This is a genomic window from Paenibacillus sp. YAF4_2 (genome assembly GCF_052113225.1).
Classification (GTDB): domain Bacteria; phylum Bacillota; class Bacilli; order Paenibacillales; family Paenibacillaceae; genus Pristimantibacillus.
In genome coordinates, this window is the sequence record NZ_JBFRCT010000009.1 from 62993 (window position 1) to 78309 (window position 15317).

The 15317-nt window shown below is 47.1% G+C and carries 14 protein-coding genes; 9 read left to right on the forward strand and 5 right to left on the reverse strand.

The genetic code is table 11. The features are described 5' to 3' along the window. Positions 1-10: 10 nt before the first annotated feature. Genes AB4Y93_RS20485 through AB4Y93_RS20495 form a run of 3 tightly spaced genes read right to left on the reverse strand, consistent with a single transcriptional unit; the run spans position 11 to position 2641 of the window. Positions 11-859 carry an ABC transporter permease gene (locus AB4Y93_RS20485; RefSeq protein ID WP_441894703.1) on the reverse strand — a complete coding sequence of 283 codons (849 nt, stop codon included), beginning with the start codon at positions 857-859 and terminating at the stop codon, positions 11-13. Beyond that, positions 843-1646 carry an ABC transporter permease gene (locus AB4Y93_RS20490; protein WP_441894704.1) on the reverse strand — a complete coding sequence of 268 codons (804 nt, stop codon included), beginning with the start codon at positions 1644-1646 and terminating at the stop codon, positions 843-845. Before AB4Y93_RS20490 ends, AB4Y93_RS20485 begins: the two co-directional genes overlap by 17 nt. Further along, complete coding sequence (locus AB4Y93_RS20495) at positions 1643-2641, reverse strand: ABC transporter ATP-binding protein (protein WP_441894705.1); 999 nt, start codon at positions 2639-2641, stop codon at positions 1643-1645. The genes AB4Y93_RS20490 and AB4Y93_RS20495 overlap by 4 nt, the downstream gene beginning before the upstream one ends. A 324-nt stretch (positions 2642-2965) precedes the next feature. Between AB4Y93_RS20495 and AB4Y93_RS20500 the strand changes: the two genes are divergently transcribed. Beyond that, positions 2966-3889 carry an EamA family transporter gene (locus AB4Y93_RS20500; protein WP_441894706.1) on the forward strand — a complete coding sequence of 308 codons (924 nt, stop codon included), beginning with the start codon at positions 2966-2968 and terminating at the stop codon, positions 3887-3889. Positions 3890-3938: 49 nt separating this feature from the next. On the opposite strand, the gene AB4Y93_RS20505 is transcribed toward AB4Y93_RS20500, so the two are convergent. Further along, positions 3939-4454 carry a hypothetical protein gene (locus tag AB4Y93_RS20505; protein ID WP_441894707.1) on the reverse strand — a complete coding sequence of 172 codons (516 nt, stop codon included), beginning with the start codon at positions 4452-4454 and terminating at the stop codon, positions 3939-3941. A 173-nt stretch (positions 4455-4627) separates the two neighbouring features. Here AB4Y93_RS20505 and AB4Y93_RS20510 point away from each other — a divergent pair, with 173 nt between their 5' ends. From AB4Y93_RS20510 to AB4Y93_RS20520, 3 genes are read left to right on the forward strand one after another with little or no spacing between them, the layout of a single operon-like run. Beyond that, on the forward strand, positions 4628-4957 hold the full coding sequence (locus AB4Y93_RS20510; RefSeq protein WP_441894708.1) for a hypothetical protein: 330 nt from the start codon (positions 4628-4630) through the stop codon (positions 4955-4957). Beyond that, complete coding sequence (locus AB4Y93_RS20515) at positions 4954-6708, forward strand: ABC transporter ATP-binding protein (RefSeq protein WP_441894709.1); 1755 nt, start codon at positions 4954-4956, stop codon at positions 6706-6708. The genes AB4Y93_RS20510 and AB4Y93_RS20515 overlap by 4 nt, the downstream gene beginning before the upstream one ends. After that, positions 6692-8533: an ABC transporter ATP-binding protein gene (locus AB4Y93_RS20520; protein WP_441894710.1), complete on the forward strand. Its 1842-nt coding sequence runs from the start codon at positions 6692-6694 to the stop codon at positions 8531-8533. Before AB4Y93_RS20515 ends, AB4Y93_RS20520 begins: the two co-directional genes overlap by 17 nt. Positions 8534-8822: 289 nt before the next feature. Here the strand turns inward: AB4Y93_RS20520 and AB4Y93_RS20525 are convergent, their stop codons facing one another. Then, positions 8823-9953, reverse strand: a complete 1131-nt coding sequence (locus tag AB4Y93_RS20525) for a glycoside hydrolase family 88/105 protein (protein WP_441894711.1) — start codon at positions 9951-9953, stop codon at positions 8823-8825. A 153-nt stretch (positions 9954-10106) separates the two neighbouring features. On the opposite strand from AB4Y93_RS20525, the gene AB4Y93_RS20530 reads away from it, so the two are divergent. From AB4Y93_RS20530 to AB4Y93_RS20550, 5 genes are all read left to right on the forward strand, one after another. After that, positions 10107-10943, forward strand: coding sequence for a helix-turn-helix domain-containing protein (locus AB4Y93_RS20530; RefSeq protein WP_441894712.1), 837 nt, complete (start codon positions 10107-10109; stop codon positions 10941-10943). Positions 10944-11039: 96 nt separating this feature from the next. Further along, positions 11040-11537, forward strand: coding sequence for a hypothetical protein (locus AB4Y93_RS20535; protein WP_441894713.1), 498 nt, complete (start codon positions 11040-11042; stop codon positions 11535-11537). Positions 11538-11683: 146 nt separating this feature from the next. Beyond that, positions 11684-12634, forward strand: a complete 951-nt coding sequence (locus tag AB4Y93_RS20540; protein ID WP_441894714.1) for a hypothetical protein — start codon at positions 11684-11686, stop codon at positions 12632-12634. 249 nt (positions 12635-12883) lie between these two features. Beyond that, a complete protein-coding gene (locus AB4Y93_RS20545) occupies positions 12884-14320 on the forward strand; it encodes an ABC transporter substrate-binding protein (protein WP_441894715.1) in 1437 nt (478 codons plus the stop codon). 89 nt (positions 14321-14409) lie between these two features. Beyond that, entirely contained in the window at positions 14410-15300 is an 891-nt protein-coding gene (locus tag AB4Y93_RS20550; protein WP_441894716.1) for a carbohydrate ABC transporter permease, read from the forward strand. Positions 15301-15317: the final 17 nt, after the last annotated feature.

Below are 15317 nucleotides of genomic sequence, written 5' to 3' on the forward strand. Positions count from 1 at the left end.
GCCTTTTCTGTTAGCGCCTGAGTCCTATCATATTGCCTGAAGTGTATCTTCTTAAGCCTTTATAGAAGATAAGGATGCCTCCTGCGCATAAAGCGGACGCCATTCCAACAGCTCCGAAGAGGAAGTTCAGGTCGATCTCACGGATCAGCGACACTGGCATACTGCTTATAAAACCAGCGGGAATGACCGTAAATAATACAAGCCGGCCAAAGCCCTTGAAGATACCTGTAGGGTAGGTGGCAAAGGTGAGCAGCGCATTATACAATTGAAAACTTAGTCCTTCCGTGTTACCAAGCCAGAAGGAGAGGCAGCCCGTAATGACACAAAAGAAGATAAAGATCAGTGCGGAGAGCAGCAGAGCTGCCGTAAATTTGATAGTCCCTAGCAGAGTAACGTTCCCAAACGCTAGGAAGATAAATATGGCAAACAGGAGATCACCTATTGCGCTCACTGACATGCGGCTGATCAGCACATTCAGCAATACCGGCTTCGGCTGGGCGAGATAAACATCTAATTGCCCGGTTACGATCAGACTGGCAAGGCGTGTAGCATTGCCGAAGAAAATCGACATGATTCCAAAGCCTCCAGCCGCTGCTGCCCACATCATCATCACATCCTGCATCGTCCAACCGTTAAGCACGGAGAAGCGCTGGAAATACATATCCCAGAAAATAATCCAGACAATGTTGTTCACAATCATGGTTCCGACAGTCAGCAGGAAGCTGAGTCGGAACTCCATCGCTCCTGCCAGATTCAGCCTCCAGCTTGCCGTTGTAAATCGGAATAGGCGGCGAAGCCTGCCTGGCTGATCATGCTCGGATATTCCCACCGTATATCTATTGTTATCCGCCATTGACATTCAGCTTCCGCACCCCCTTTCGATAAACAAGCCATACAACGAGTCCGATAAGGGCTGCCCACAGCCACTGCACGGCAAGCATGCCAGCGATCTCGCCGTGATGCATGCCAACAGCTGTTCGAGCCGGGAAATAGACGATGGCTTGAAAAGGCAGCCAGTGTCCAATCTGCTGGAGCTTATCTGGGAACAGCTCCAGCGGCATCAGCATACCGCCAACTGTAAATAAAATTTTGTTATAGACGAACTCAAGCCCTCTTGTCTCCTCGACCCAAAAGGCACTTAATGCAACAAGCATACCGAGCATAAAATTAACGGTAAACCCGCCAAATGCCATGAGAGGCAGCCATGCGAGACCTGCACCAACAGGCAGAGAGCCGACCATCAAGAAGGCAATCGTAGAACCAAGCAGCAAATTGATTACAAATCGGATGGCAACCTCGCTCATATACTCGACATAGTGAAACGCGAGAAAGCTGACCGGTCTGATGAGCTTGAAGGCGACGTCACCACTTTTAACTTCTTCTTCGATTCGTGTACAAAGGCTTGGTGTAGCAAGCACCATCGATTCGGTGAAGACAAGATACCACATCATCTGCTTGAAGGAGTATCCGTTAATAGCGGTTGTACCTTCACCCGCAAATGTCGTTTGCCACAGCTGCATGAATATATAAAGGATGAGGAGCAAGAACAAGGAACGTATGACAAAATCGACGACATAAGCGAGCTGGCTGCGCAGCGTGATTTTGCCGATGAAAATATATTTGGCCGGTTTCGAGAAGCTGATCACATGACCACCTCTTTCGTACGAAACGTCCCGTACATTCGGGAGATAATATCCTCCATCGGCGGGTCCTGCACTGTCATATCGACAATGCGATGGCTCGCCATCAAGGCTGACATGACTGATTCAATCGTTGTATGCCCAGTATCAACGCTGAGCGTGAGCCGTGAGCCGCTGCGGGTCAAGACAGCTACACCATCAAGCGAGAGCTTACCAGGGTCATTTTCCAGCACAAGCTGTACGGTTTTATGAGTCAGAAATTGCTGTTTCATGAATTCAACCTGTCCGTCAAACACGATCCCACCATGATTAATGACAATAGCACGGTCACACAGCTTTTCCACGTCGCCGGCATCATGGGAGGTCAAGAAAATCGTAGTACCTTCCTCGCGGTTCATCTCCACGATCAGCTCCCGAATACGCTGCTTGACGACTGCATCAAGACCAATAGTTGGCTCATCAAGGAACAAGGCCTGTGGGCGATGGAGCAGGGAGGCGGCGATTTCACATCGCATCCGTTCACCAAGCGACAGCTTCCGCACGGGTGTATGCAAGTATGGACCAAGCTCGAAGCGCTCGATCAGGCTGTCACGCCGCTGCATATAATCATTCCGACGCAGCTCGTAGATCCGACTCATTAATTCGAACGTATCCAGCGGCGGGAGATGGTACCACAGCTGCGACTTCTGCCCGAACACGGAACCGATGCGGTAAGCAAGCTTTGACCGTTCCGTCCATGGACAACAGCCCAGAACTTCAGCTGTGCCAGAGGACGGGTGGAGGATGCCGGTCAGCATCTTGATCGTGGTTGACTTACCGGCGCCGTTTGGTCCAAGGAAAGCAACCGTTTCTCCTTGTTCAACAGAGAAAGTAATGCCTTCTACTGCGGCCTTGTTTGCAAATTGTGGCTTAAATAATGCCTTAAGGCTGCCCGTCAGACCAGCTTGCTTTCTCTTTACTTGGAATACCTTTTCCAATTGCTCTACCTGAATGGACCGCACCCTACACACCCCTTTTTGTTTTAACCCGCTAAAGGGGAAAAGACCTCCGGTCTGTTTCGCCCTATGAACAGGCGGAACTTTCCGAAGGTCTTTTATTCCTCACGGTGTAGCTTGGCGCCTCGCGCACAAGCCGGCTTCGCTTGGTTCGCCATCCTGATGGAGTCGGATCCCTAGAAGCCCTTCCGAAAAACTATTTTCCATATATTAACACGGTGTGTCAGGTGTGGCAACAGCTATTTTTTAAACGATTATTTATAACTGTGCATTGCAACAATTCCTTATCCTGACTAAGATTAGAAGAATGGAAAGGGGATTACTAGAGTAATGTGGATTTTATTTGCGATATTAGCGGCGTTATGTTTTGGATTAAGAGGAATCTTATATCATTATACTAGCCAGCTGCCGTTAAGCCGGACGGTGCTGCTATGTGGCGCATTTACAATGGGTGCACTGATCTGCGGTATAACCGCTGTTATATCCGGCCAGCCTTGGACGACATCGGCCCTTGTTGGTATCCAGATGGGGGTATTCTCCTTCGTCGCGAATGCGAGCATGTTTAAGGGATTTGCTGTCGGAAAAGCCTCACTTGTTGCAATCATTACGGCACTACCAGCTGTATTGGTTGTCATGGGGGCGTACGTGTTATGGGGAGAAGCGCTTAGTACGATTCAATTGGCTGCTTTCGCTGTGATTGTGGCTGGCATCTTGCTTGTCCGCTATTCCAATGACTTATCGCTAAAAAATCTGCAGGGAGCACAATGGGGGCTGTTGTCCCTCCTCATGTTCGCCTGCAATGATCTGTCTGGCTCTTGGTCCACCAAGCTGGACGCGCCGCTCTTCCCAACCTTGTTCTTTATGTTTGCTTCCGGCTCCACCTGTTATGGTGTATGGTGGCTTAAGGATCGGCTTACCATGAAGCGGGTCAGCCTAGCTATGGCTGCATCTACAGCTGACGTAACTGTCGCCGCCGCAGTGGAGAGCCAAGTTGCAGTTAAAGCTTGGAGCGAGCGTCGGACCTTTTTTACAGGAATGTTGGTGGGAACGACGAATGCGGTGGGCATGATGATGATCGTAACAGCTTTTGACTTCGGCAAAGCTGGACTCGTATCCGCCGTAACGGCATTAAATGTGCTGATCGTCCTGCTCTACACTCGGTTTGTGGTAAAGGAGCAGTTTTCGCGTATCGAAGTGACAGGGATGGCTTGTGCTTTTGGAGGAATTCTCTTTTTGCGTTTATTTGGAAGTTAAGAGAAATAGTTAAGAGAAATAAAAAAATCGCCGGCTAGGGGCGATTTTTTTATTTCTCAGGGATTGGTTCCATAGAATTGGCGACTTTAACGATTATTTTTTTCATTTTTGAAAATCGTATTGTTCGCGAATGCATATGAAGATCGTACAAGACATTGCCATCGAAAAAGCAAAGGGATACATAACCAATATACTCGCTGTCGAACGGTCCATCTGAGCGCTCTCCATTGAAATAAGCGAGTTTACCGTTATCTAAAAGAATGTTTAACGTATATTTATCCATTAGTGGATGGTCTTTTCTAGCGTCTAACTTAATCATTCCATCATGTCTTTGTTTAATCATGTAGGTAATGGAGAGATCCTTTGCAGTATATTCGAGATTTTTAGCCGTGTACTTCGGAGGAATCCAAGTGGGAAGTAAAACCCGCTGTCCGACATCTTGTTCGTAACTTTTGATTAATGCAGTCATTTCTGAATGAATGGCTGCATCAGGATTGGCATGAACATGACTAGAACCAAGGAGAGTTAAAGTCATTATGAAAATGATGAGTACATTCTTCAGCATGGCGTTCACCTCATCCAGATCGGTTAAATTAGGTTTCCACTAAATGAGAATTTTATAATGATTGGAAAAACTACCAAACTAAATATTGACAGCGTCGTTTGTGAAGTATACATTTGTATACATAAAGTGAAGTGTATACGAATGTATACAAAGACTGAAGGAGGCATATACCTATGCGTAACGGCCAAGGACACAGAGGGAAGCATTTTAAGGAGGAGTGCAGAAATCGAGATGGTGGAAAGGCACAAACTTTTCGTCGGGGCAGAGCTCTTGCTTTTCTAGAAAAGCTTATGGTTACTCGTTCCACATTGCAACGACAGTTGAATGATCCGGATTTTGAGGCAATTAAACTGGTAGTCAGCGGCGAGCTGAAAGCTACCGAAGCCATTATGGAAGAATTTATTAATGTATTTCAGCTTCACGAGCTGCCACCAGAAGAGAATTCTTCGGAAGTGGAAAAAGAGATCAATTCTGAATCCAACAATGGAAGTGATGAGTCTTGAAATCTGAAGGAGTTTTAAAGCCGTATTTCAAGCAGACCTGGCATATTTACCTCGGATCTTTTACTCTTCATGCGGCTGCGAGTATTGTATTTGCTTATTTTCCGAAGGTACTTGGGGACTTTACGGATAAGCTGAAAGGCGGAGCACTTGGCTCCCATGATGTCGCTCATTACAGCTTACTGTTAGTTTTGATTGGAGCGGGATATGCACTGCTGGGAGGATACGGCCAATATCTGGTCATGTACGTCGGACGGTTGTTCGAGTACATGACCCGTCGTCGTCTGTTCACCCATTTCTCAGGTCTTAGCGAGCATTACTATTCGAAGAATGGCGTCGGCAAAATGCTCAACTACTTCATGAACGACGTGACCGGCGTACGGGAAGCGATATCGATGGGCATTAACCAGACGGCCATGGCTTCCATGCTGTTGATTTCCTGTGTAGGGGCGATGATTCTAAGCGATATACCGCTCTATCTCATCGCTGCTTCCATAGGGCCGATCATTTTTATTCCTTGGATTGTCATTAAGATTGGTCCGGTTATTCGCCAGCGTTCCCGCAAAGTGCAGGAGGCGCTTGGCACGATGACGGAATCGGCAGAGGAGCAGTTTGGCGGTATTCGCGTGACGAAGAAGTTTGCCGTGGAGCCTATTATGATTAATCGGTTTGGTGCCAAGGTGGATCAGATCAAGACCAATCAGCTATCGCTGGTACGGATCAGCTCGCTGTTCCAGGCAACGGTGCCGTTCCTGGGTAACCTGTCGATCATTGTGTCTTTGGCCTATGGCGGATATTTGACCATCAACGGGGACATTACCCTTGGTAATTTCGTTGCGTTAACCCTATATGTGCGGATGCTGATGAACCCGCTGCAGCAAATTGGTAACGTTATCAATACGGTACAGCGTTCGCGGGCATCCTTGCAGCGGCTTAATGAATTGATAGCGGTTCAGCCCGACATTGTGGAGACTGAGCATGCCACAGCTGTCAATCTGTCTGAAAATCCAATTCGCATTTCGGATTTGACGTTTACTTATCCAGGCGCTTCACAGCCTTCGCTGCATCATATCGATCTTGTTATTCGGCCGGGAATGACGCTTGGCATTGTAGGGCGTACGGGCAGCGGAAAAACAACGCTAGTGAAGCAGCTGCTTCGGGTGTATGATCCGCCGGCTAATGCTGTCCGGATCGGCTCTGAAGATATACGGCAGCTCTCCTTCGAAAGCCTTCGCACTCAGATCGCCTACGTGCCGCAGGACGGATTCCTGTTCAGCACAACGATTGGCGAGAATATTGCTTTTGCCAGGCGGCAGGCCGGGCAGAGCGAGATTCATGGGGCTGCCAAGCAGGCGCGGATTTATGATAATATTACCGAATTCCCGGAAGGCTTCGAGACGAAGCTGGGAGAGAGGGGCGTAACCTTATCCGGCGGACAGCGTCAGCGAACAAGTCTGGCGCGCGGCTTTATTATGCAGGCTCCTCTTATGATTCTGGATGACAGCGTCAGCGCCGTTGACGCGGTGACCGAATCCGAGATTATACACACGCTTCAGCAGGAACGTCAAGGAAAAACAACGATTATTATCGCGCATCGGCTCAGCGCTTTAAAGCATGCGGATCTCATCATCGTATTGGATGAAGGGAAAATCGTTCAGAGGGGCAAGCACGAGGAGTTGCTTGCGGAACCGGGACCTTATGCCGAGCTCCATGCGATTCAAGAGGAGGGAAGCCAATATGCCGACGGCCGTTAACAACTGGCAGATGGATCAGAAGGCGGGTAATGGAAAGCAGCCCAAACCGCAATACAAGTCAGCTTTTCGTATTCTGAAGTCATATATAACCCCTCACCGGAAGACGTTTACTCTGGTTGCCATCTGTACGATTATTGCCATTGCCTCTGAACTGTTCCAACCGTACCTTGTGAAGATTGCGATTGACGATAACCTGATGGTGGGTAAGAACGATTACAGCAGTTTGATTGTGATTTGCGCGATCTATCTTGGCTTATCCCTCTCAAGCATGTTGTTTACTTATTTGCAAAATAACCTGCTGCAGGAAGCCGGCCAAAGCATCGTAGCCCGCATCCGAAAACAGCTGTTTGAACATATTACAAAGCTGTCGATGTCCTATTTCGATAAAACGTCCAGCGGCAGCCTGATCACGCATGTATCAAGCGATACCGAGGCCGTTAACCAGTTCTTTAACCAGGTGCTGCTGACTCTGCTAAGGGATGGTCTTACGCTGGTCTCCATTCTGGTGATGATGTTCTATCTGGATACAACGTTAGGGCTTTACTGTCTTCTTCTTCTGCCAATTATTGCGCTTATCGCCATTGGTTTCCGATCCTTCATGCGTACGACATACCAGATGGCCCGGACGCGCTTGTCCCGTCTTGTCGCGTTTGTTGCGGAGAATCTTGCAGGCATGAGCCTGATACAAGTCTTCCATCAGCAAAAAGCGCAAGGAGAACTGTACAAGGAGCGGAACGAGGATTATTTCAAGGCAAATGTTCGTGAGATCCGCACAGCGGTAACGTTTAACCGGACCTTTGATTTACTTGGTAACCTGACCATTGCTTTTGTCGTCTGGACCGGAGGCAAGGCGGTACTTGGCCATACGATGGAGTTTGGGGTCTTGTATGCTTTTATAACGTACATCCGTCAGTTCTTCCAGCCGATTAATGCGATTACCCAGCAATGGAATACTCTCCAGTCCGCAACGGTAGCAGTCAACCGGATCTGGGGCGTTCTCGATGTCGAGCCTGAAGTTGAAGATGCGGCCAAGCCGGTTAAAATTAACCATGATGCTGTACAAGGACGCGTGGACTATAACAAAATCTCGTTCAGCTACGGGAACGGGACTCCAATCTTCCGCGGACTTGATCTGCATATCCGTCCGGGCGAGATGGTCGGAATCGTAGGTACAACCGGTGCGGGCAAAAGCTCGCTGATGAGCTTGCTTTGCCGGTTCTACGATGTGCAGGAGGGCAGCGTGCAAATTGACGGAAATGATGTCCGTCATATCCCGCAGGCAGAGCTTCACCGAATAGTGGGCTTAGTTCAGCAGGAGCCGTATCTGTATGCGGGAAGTATTATCGATAACGTTCGAATGTTTGACGACTCGATCTCGCGTGAAGACGTTATTCACGCCTGTGAATTCGTAGGGGCGGATCAGTTGATTAATCGTATGGCTGACGGCTACGAGACGAAGCTTTCCGAACGAGGCAGCGGTTTATCAGCTGGCGAACGGCAGTTGATCTCTTTTGCCCGGATTATCGTGTTCCGACCGAAAATTCTGATTCTAGATGAAGCGACAGCCAACTTGGACTCTCAGACTGAACAGCTGATCCAACGAGCGTTGCAGGTCGTGTCTGAGGGCAGGACGACAATTGTGATCGCCCACCGCTTGTCCACCATTATGCATGCGGACCGGATTCTTGTTCTGAGCCATGGCACTATTGTCGAGTCTGGAACGCATACGGAGCTTATTGAGCTGCAAGGGGTGTACGAGGAATTGTACCGCCACTCGCAAGGCGAGGTTGCTGCAGCGGCACCAGAGGTGCAGACGGTTCGATAGAAGTGAAATGGTGAAAAAGTGAAAAAGCTGAAGCCGCTATTACTTAGGGCTTCAGCTTTTTTTGATCATGAGCTGTCTATATTGGAAAACATCCAGTGAAAGATCCGATTCCGAAATGTCTGGAGGGGCAGGTTGGATTTAGTACAATGTTTTAGCTATTTTTGCCGAGAATGCTACTTAGGAGCTGAATTCTGTTGGATGGAATCCAACGTAGGAGCAGCCAGCTATCATAATGGATTCTTATGTTGTACGAAATCCAACCTAGCTCAAGAAGGATAGTCGAGTTAGCTTAGCCAGCTTTAGCTGCCTGACTCATCTCTACACACATCAGAATAAAGGCGCCTGCACCATGCAGATCGTTCTCGCTTGTTGGGCGGGCGATATAGTGGGCATAGTCGCCAATCCCCGTGCCTATGCATATCTGTCCGATGACTACGTTGCCATTGTCATCAAACTTCAAGGTATCGATGACACCTTGATAACCTTTCCAAGCATACTCCAGATACTTCGCATCCAGATAGCCAAACCGGACGGCTTTAGCGATAGCATGTACATATAGAGAAGTACAGGAATTTTCAAGCCAATTATCCGGCTGCGCTCCTTTATCGACAACCTGGTACCATAAGCCAGTTGCAGGATCCTGATAATTGATCAAGGCTATCAGCAGATCTTGCAGAATCTCAACGAGTGCTGCTTTATCCTTGTGATCCTCCGGGAGGTGTTCGAACATTTCGAGCAAAGCGACTGGATACCAGCCGATTGCACGGCCCCAAAATTCTGGTGCTAGACCGGTTTCAGGATCAGCCCACGAAGATTCCTTTGTCTCATCCCAGCCGTGATATAAGAGTCCAGTAACATGGTCCTTCGTATGTTTGGCCATCAATATCGCCTGGTAAGTCATCATGTCAAAATATTCGTTTGCATCAAACGCTTTACCGAACTGAACGGCGATTGGCCCCGCCATATATAGTCCGTCCAGCCACATTTGATTCGGATAATGCTCTTTATGCCAGAAACCTCCGGAAGCGTTCGTTTTCCATGATTTAAGCAGCGGCACAAGGTAGTGCAAAGCAGCCTTGTATCGTTCGTCGCCTGTCTGCTCGTACAAATTATATAACAGCACACCTGGCTGAATATCATCCAGTTCATCGGGTTTATGCTTCTTTATGCTGCCATCTTCAAGTACTTGACTGTCTACCCAGCGTTTCAGGTAATCGTAATAGTCCGAGTTTTGTGTTTCCTTCCAGCATTTCTCCATACCAGATAGGAAAACACCTTGATGATAATGGAACCTGTCTGGTGGAAGCAGCTCCGGCTCAAACTTAGTCATTAATGCCTCACAAGCTTTCTCTGCCCACTCAATAGGGGAATATGCAGGTTTCTTGTTATTCTGGATATTTACTGCCTCAGAAGAATTCATTGATCATTCAGCCTCCCTCATCGTCTTAAGGCTATACTAGCACGAGGAAATGTACATTTTTTGCAGAAAAGAATGAATTCTTCTTATATCTTGCTGTAAATGAGCGAATGCGTATAATGAAAGATAACCAATTTGGAAGGTGTGAGGCGAGGGATGGGGGATTTCCAATACGATAACGGTGAGGGAACCTACTCGGTATCCTATCGCAAAGCCCGCAGTCATAACATGCCTGTGAGCCATTTTCATAGTACATACGAAATTTTCTGCTTAATGTCCGGGAAACGGGAATTTTTTATAAAGGATCGGACGATGGTCATTCATGAAGGAGACATTGTGATCATTGCACCCAATATCCTGCACAGGACGACCAATACGGAGACCCCGGAGCATGAACGGCTTATTGTAAATATTCATGAAAAGCTTATGGCAGCTGGGAACAGCACTTTTATGGATGTTCTGCATCCATTGTTTGAGAAGGAGTACATTATAGTAAATTGCTCGTTACAGGATCGGTTAGTTATTGAAAGTTTGGCGCAAAATATCATATTGGAGATGCAGGAAAAGAAGCCTGGGTTTGAAATGTATACACAGACTTTAACTTTGCAAGTGTTAATGATCTGCTGCCGCCATGTAAAGCAGAACAGCGTAGAGCCGCTCGAGTCTCCAAGCCCGATGCATGAGCGAATATCAGAAGTTGTCCGCTACATAAACAGCCACTATATGCAGGAGCTGTCGCTTCATTTGCTGTCGGAGAAGTTCTACGTCAGCCCTTATTATTTGAGTCGTTTTTTTAAGGAAGCTACCGGATTTACGTTCGTCGAATATTTGAATAGTGTTAGAATCAAGGAAGCGAAGAAGCTGCTTGAGCAATCATCCATGAAGGTTAATCTAATCGCGAAGCGGGTTGGCTTCGGCAGTGTGACTCATTTTGGCAGAGTGTTCAAGTCGGTCACAGGATATGTCCCTTTGCATTATCGGAAGGGAAATTAGCTTGTATTTCCATTAACTTTCATCCTCAAATGTTCACAAATTTGTCGCTTATGAAGAGGGGGTTCCAATCTCTATAATGACAAGAGAACAGAGAGGATGATAAATTTGCCGACGAATAAGAGAGAAGATTTTTATTTTGGTTTGATGATGGTGACGGGGATGGCCCTTGTCATGATTACGTATAATTTCATACGTAATGACTTGTTTGGAACGTTGTCGTTAGGAGAAATTGTGCTGCAGTATGTGTTAGGCTTTATTGTTGCTTTTGTCATTGAGATGTTTGTGGTAGGGCCAATTGCAAAGAAAGCTGCCTTTTCGCTGCCTTATGATAAATCGAAGAAAGTATATGTGATCTTGTCCCTTGCCTTCTGCATGGTTACGGGTATGGTTCTATGCATGTCGTTGTATGGTCTGATCAGCTCCTCTTTGGCAGACAGCTTGGGAGAGGGATCGTTAGTCAAACATTATTTCTCGATCGTCTTCCATAACTATATTCTGGCATTCCCGCTTCAATTGATCGTAATGGGGCCGCTGGTACGGTTCTTGTTCATTAAGTTTGTGGCAAACAAAAATGCTCCAAAATTGGCTGCTTAATTGCAATATCTATTACTGTCGTGGGCATCTATGATGATGCTTCACGGCATTTTTTGATTTTGTATATTTATGGTAGATTAGATAGAGAGGTGGGGATATCAGTATTCTATTAAGTTAAACGAATAATAGAAGAGGGTGGTATAAATATGTCAAAAACACTAAAAGAATGGAATGAAGAGCTAGAGTCGTTAAGAGAGAGGGCATCTGAACGCGAGTATTTGGAGCGCAGGTCAGATCAGCTTGATCGTATGCTGAGGAATGCTAGGACTCAAATCTCTAAGCTAACGGCTGAACATGACCGGGAGCAGGAGGATGTCACTAGACTAGAGAGGAAATCCTGGGCGAACTTATTCCACAGCATAATGGGAAATAAAAAAGAGCGATTGGAGATTGAGCGGAAGGAAGCACTTGCTGTGGCGCTAAAGCTTCAGGAAGCTCAACCGGCAATCATTAAGCTGGAGCAGGAAATTCTGGAGATCTCTACGAAATTAGCTGCTGTCCATGAGGCTATGAACGCCTATAAACAAGTTCTTCTGCAAAAGGAACAGTTTCTGCGCAGCGGCGATTCGACAGCCTCCGGTCATTTATCTGAGCTGGATGAAAGCCTGTTCCGTGAGCAGACGGATATGAAGGAGCTTCGTGAAGCCGCATCAGCCTGCAGAAAATTGGTTGAAGCATTAAGCAACGCAAGCGTAAAGCTGGACTCTGCTAAAGATTGGGGAACGTACGATATGCTGGGCGGTGGAGCGCTCAGCACGTCTATCAAACACTCCCGTATGGATGAAGCACAGGATTATATTCACGAGGCGCAGCATCACCTCCGCCAACTGCAAATTGAATTAAATGATCTCAAACATACGGCTGACCTATCGGTTGAACTTGGGACGATGGACAAGTTCGCTGATTATTTCTTTGATCATTTAATTACAGATTGGATTGTACAGAATCAAATCAAGTCATCTATTAGCGATGTTAACTCACAGTTATCGGAAGCGACAGGACTTCTGGTTAAATTAGATAATGAAGTGAGGGCGTCCGAACGACGTCAAGAGGCTATTAGACAGCAGCGGGCGGCATTCATTGAACTTTTTGACTAACTTATTCGTTTTCGAAAAATAGAACTACATACGATAGAGCTCCGGACGTCACATACTGGGGTTCTTTTTTATTCACTCCTTTATTTGAAGTGATTTTTGAGAGTCATATAAGTAGAGTGTTATGTCGTAATCTTATAGTCGAAACTTCTGATATTCATTGAATAAAGGTGGAGGTAGAGAAATATCAATGAACTATAACCGCATGGAAGCGCTTAACCAAGGGTGGTTGACTAATAGGGAGGGATTCTGATGGCACGCGGTAAAAGACTCTGGTCTATTTCTACTTCGCTCGTATTGTGTACAACCCTGCTTTTTGCCTGTTCGAACAATTCCAACAATACGAACAGTACCAGTACTCCAAGTGATAATGCTGGCACCACTGCAAAACCAACGAATGATGGGGGAACAAAAGAAAATACGGAGAAAAAGGTCATTACCATCACCTATCGCGATGACGGAATCGGCGAGGAAGGTGTGATGTACAAATGGATTCAAGAGCTTGCAGCGAATTATCCGGACAAAAACGTAGAGATTAAGGCAACTCCGATTCAGGCGTCAGAAGGCGACTATTTTGCCAAGATTGCATTGGCACTGAAGTCCAAGGATACCGCACCGGATATCGTGACGGAAGATACGTTTATCCTCAACTCAGACGCAAGTGCCGGCTACTTGACATCATTAGATGATAAAGTGAGCGCTTGGGAGGATTGGACGAACGGCTCCTTCATAGAAGCGCTCAAAAAAGGGGTAACCGCCAGTGACGGCAAGGTTTACGGGGTCCCTTACAATACAGATTCCAGGGGATTATGGTACAACAAGACACTCTTCAAGCAAGCCGGACTGCCTGAAGAATGGACACCTAAGAACTGGGATGAAGTCCTGGACGCAGCTAGAACGATCAAGAGCAAACTGCCTGACGTCGTGCCAATCTGGATGAATATGGGCAAGGCAACCGGTGAGGCAACTTCCATGCAGACTTATGAGATGCTGCTCTATGGCACAGGCGAAAGACTTTACGATAACGACACAGGCAAATGGATTACGAAAAGCCAAGGCATCGTTGATGCGCTGACGTTTATCCAGACGATTAACAAAGAGAAGCTTGGACCACCGCTGTCCAAGGTGCTGAACGGTCAAGCGGGCAATACAGCCACTCGTGAATATTTGCCGCAAGGCAAGCTGGCGATTTCGCTCGACGGTTCGTGGATTACAGGCAACTATCTGGAAGGCGGCGCAGCACCATGGCCGGAATATAAAGACGTTCTTGGCTTCGCTCCAATGCCTACAAGCAAAGGTCAGGCTCCAGGCTCTATCACCCTTGCAGGCGGCTGGGCATTATCCATTCCGGCGAACGCGCAGCACAAAGATGAGGCGTGGGAAGTTATTAAATTTGCACTTAACAAAGAAAACTCGAAAAAGCTTGTCATTGCGTCCGGTAATATCACCGTTCGTGCGGATGTAGGGTCTGATCCAGAATATACCCAAATGCCGTTTAATCAAATCGCAACAGACTATTTGAAGAATGCCGAGTTCCGTCCTGCGCAGGATAAATATCCGGAAGTCTCGACACAAATTCAGACGATGGTCGAATCCGTTGCATCAGGAACATCAGCGCAGGATGCAGCGAATAAATACGCCCAAGATGTCACTCGAACGGTAGGCGCGGATAAAATTTTAGAAAAATAATAGAAAACGGCTTGCTCAAGCCCATCCCATAGACGCGGCTGCTTGAGCAAGTCTTCTTTTCATCTTGCAAGCGGAGGAGGAAGACAAGAATGAGCAGTTTGGCCGTTCAAGGCATGGAGAAGCGGCGAAAAACATGGACTTGGGTTTATTTTTTACTGCCCTCCGTAGCGATCATGCTGGTGTTTTTTATTTATCCGATTCTACTGACGGTATTCTATTCCTTTACTAACCTTGCTCTAACGGGAGAAGCTGCCAAGGATTTGCACTTTGTTGGGATCGATAACTATACGCGTATGTTCGAGGACCCCACGGTACGGACCAGCATTTGGAATACACTCGTATTTCTTATTGGTTCAGCTGTCGTTGGTCAGCAGGTATTAGGCTTCTTAATCGCACTCTTCATGAAACACAGAAATAAATGGTTTCGCAGAGTCATCGGTACCATTGTATTAGCGGGCTGGGTTACGCCGGAGATTGTGTGCGCATTATGCTTGTACAGCTTTTTTGGCGATGAAGGGACCTTAAATGCGATCCTGCAATCCTTTGGCATGAGCGAGGTTACTTGGCTGTACACCGTTCCGATGATTACGATCATCCTCGCGAATATTTGGCATGGGACAGCCTTCTCCATGCTGGTGTTCCAGGCGGCTTTAGATGATGTGCCTAGCGAGATTGAGGAAGCTGCTATTGTGGATGGAGCTTCAAAATGGCAGGTATTGATGCGGATAACGATCCCATACATAAAAGAAACCATCACGACCAACATGATGCTCGTTACGCTTCAGACACTAGGCGTGTTTGGTCTGATCTACGCAATGACAGGCGGGGGGCCAGGTACGTCAACCACAACGCTGCCAATCTTTATGTACAATCAAGCGTTCGTAAATTATCAGCTTGGTTACGGTACGGCCATTTCATTGTTGCTGCTGTTCATCGGTATCATCCTGAGCTTGTTCTATATCCGCTCGATGAAAGAGTAAACGGACAAGGAGAACAA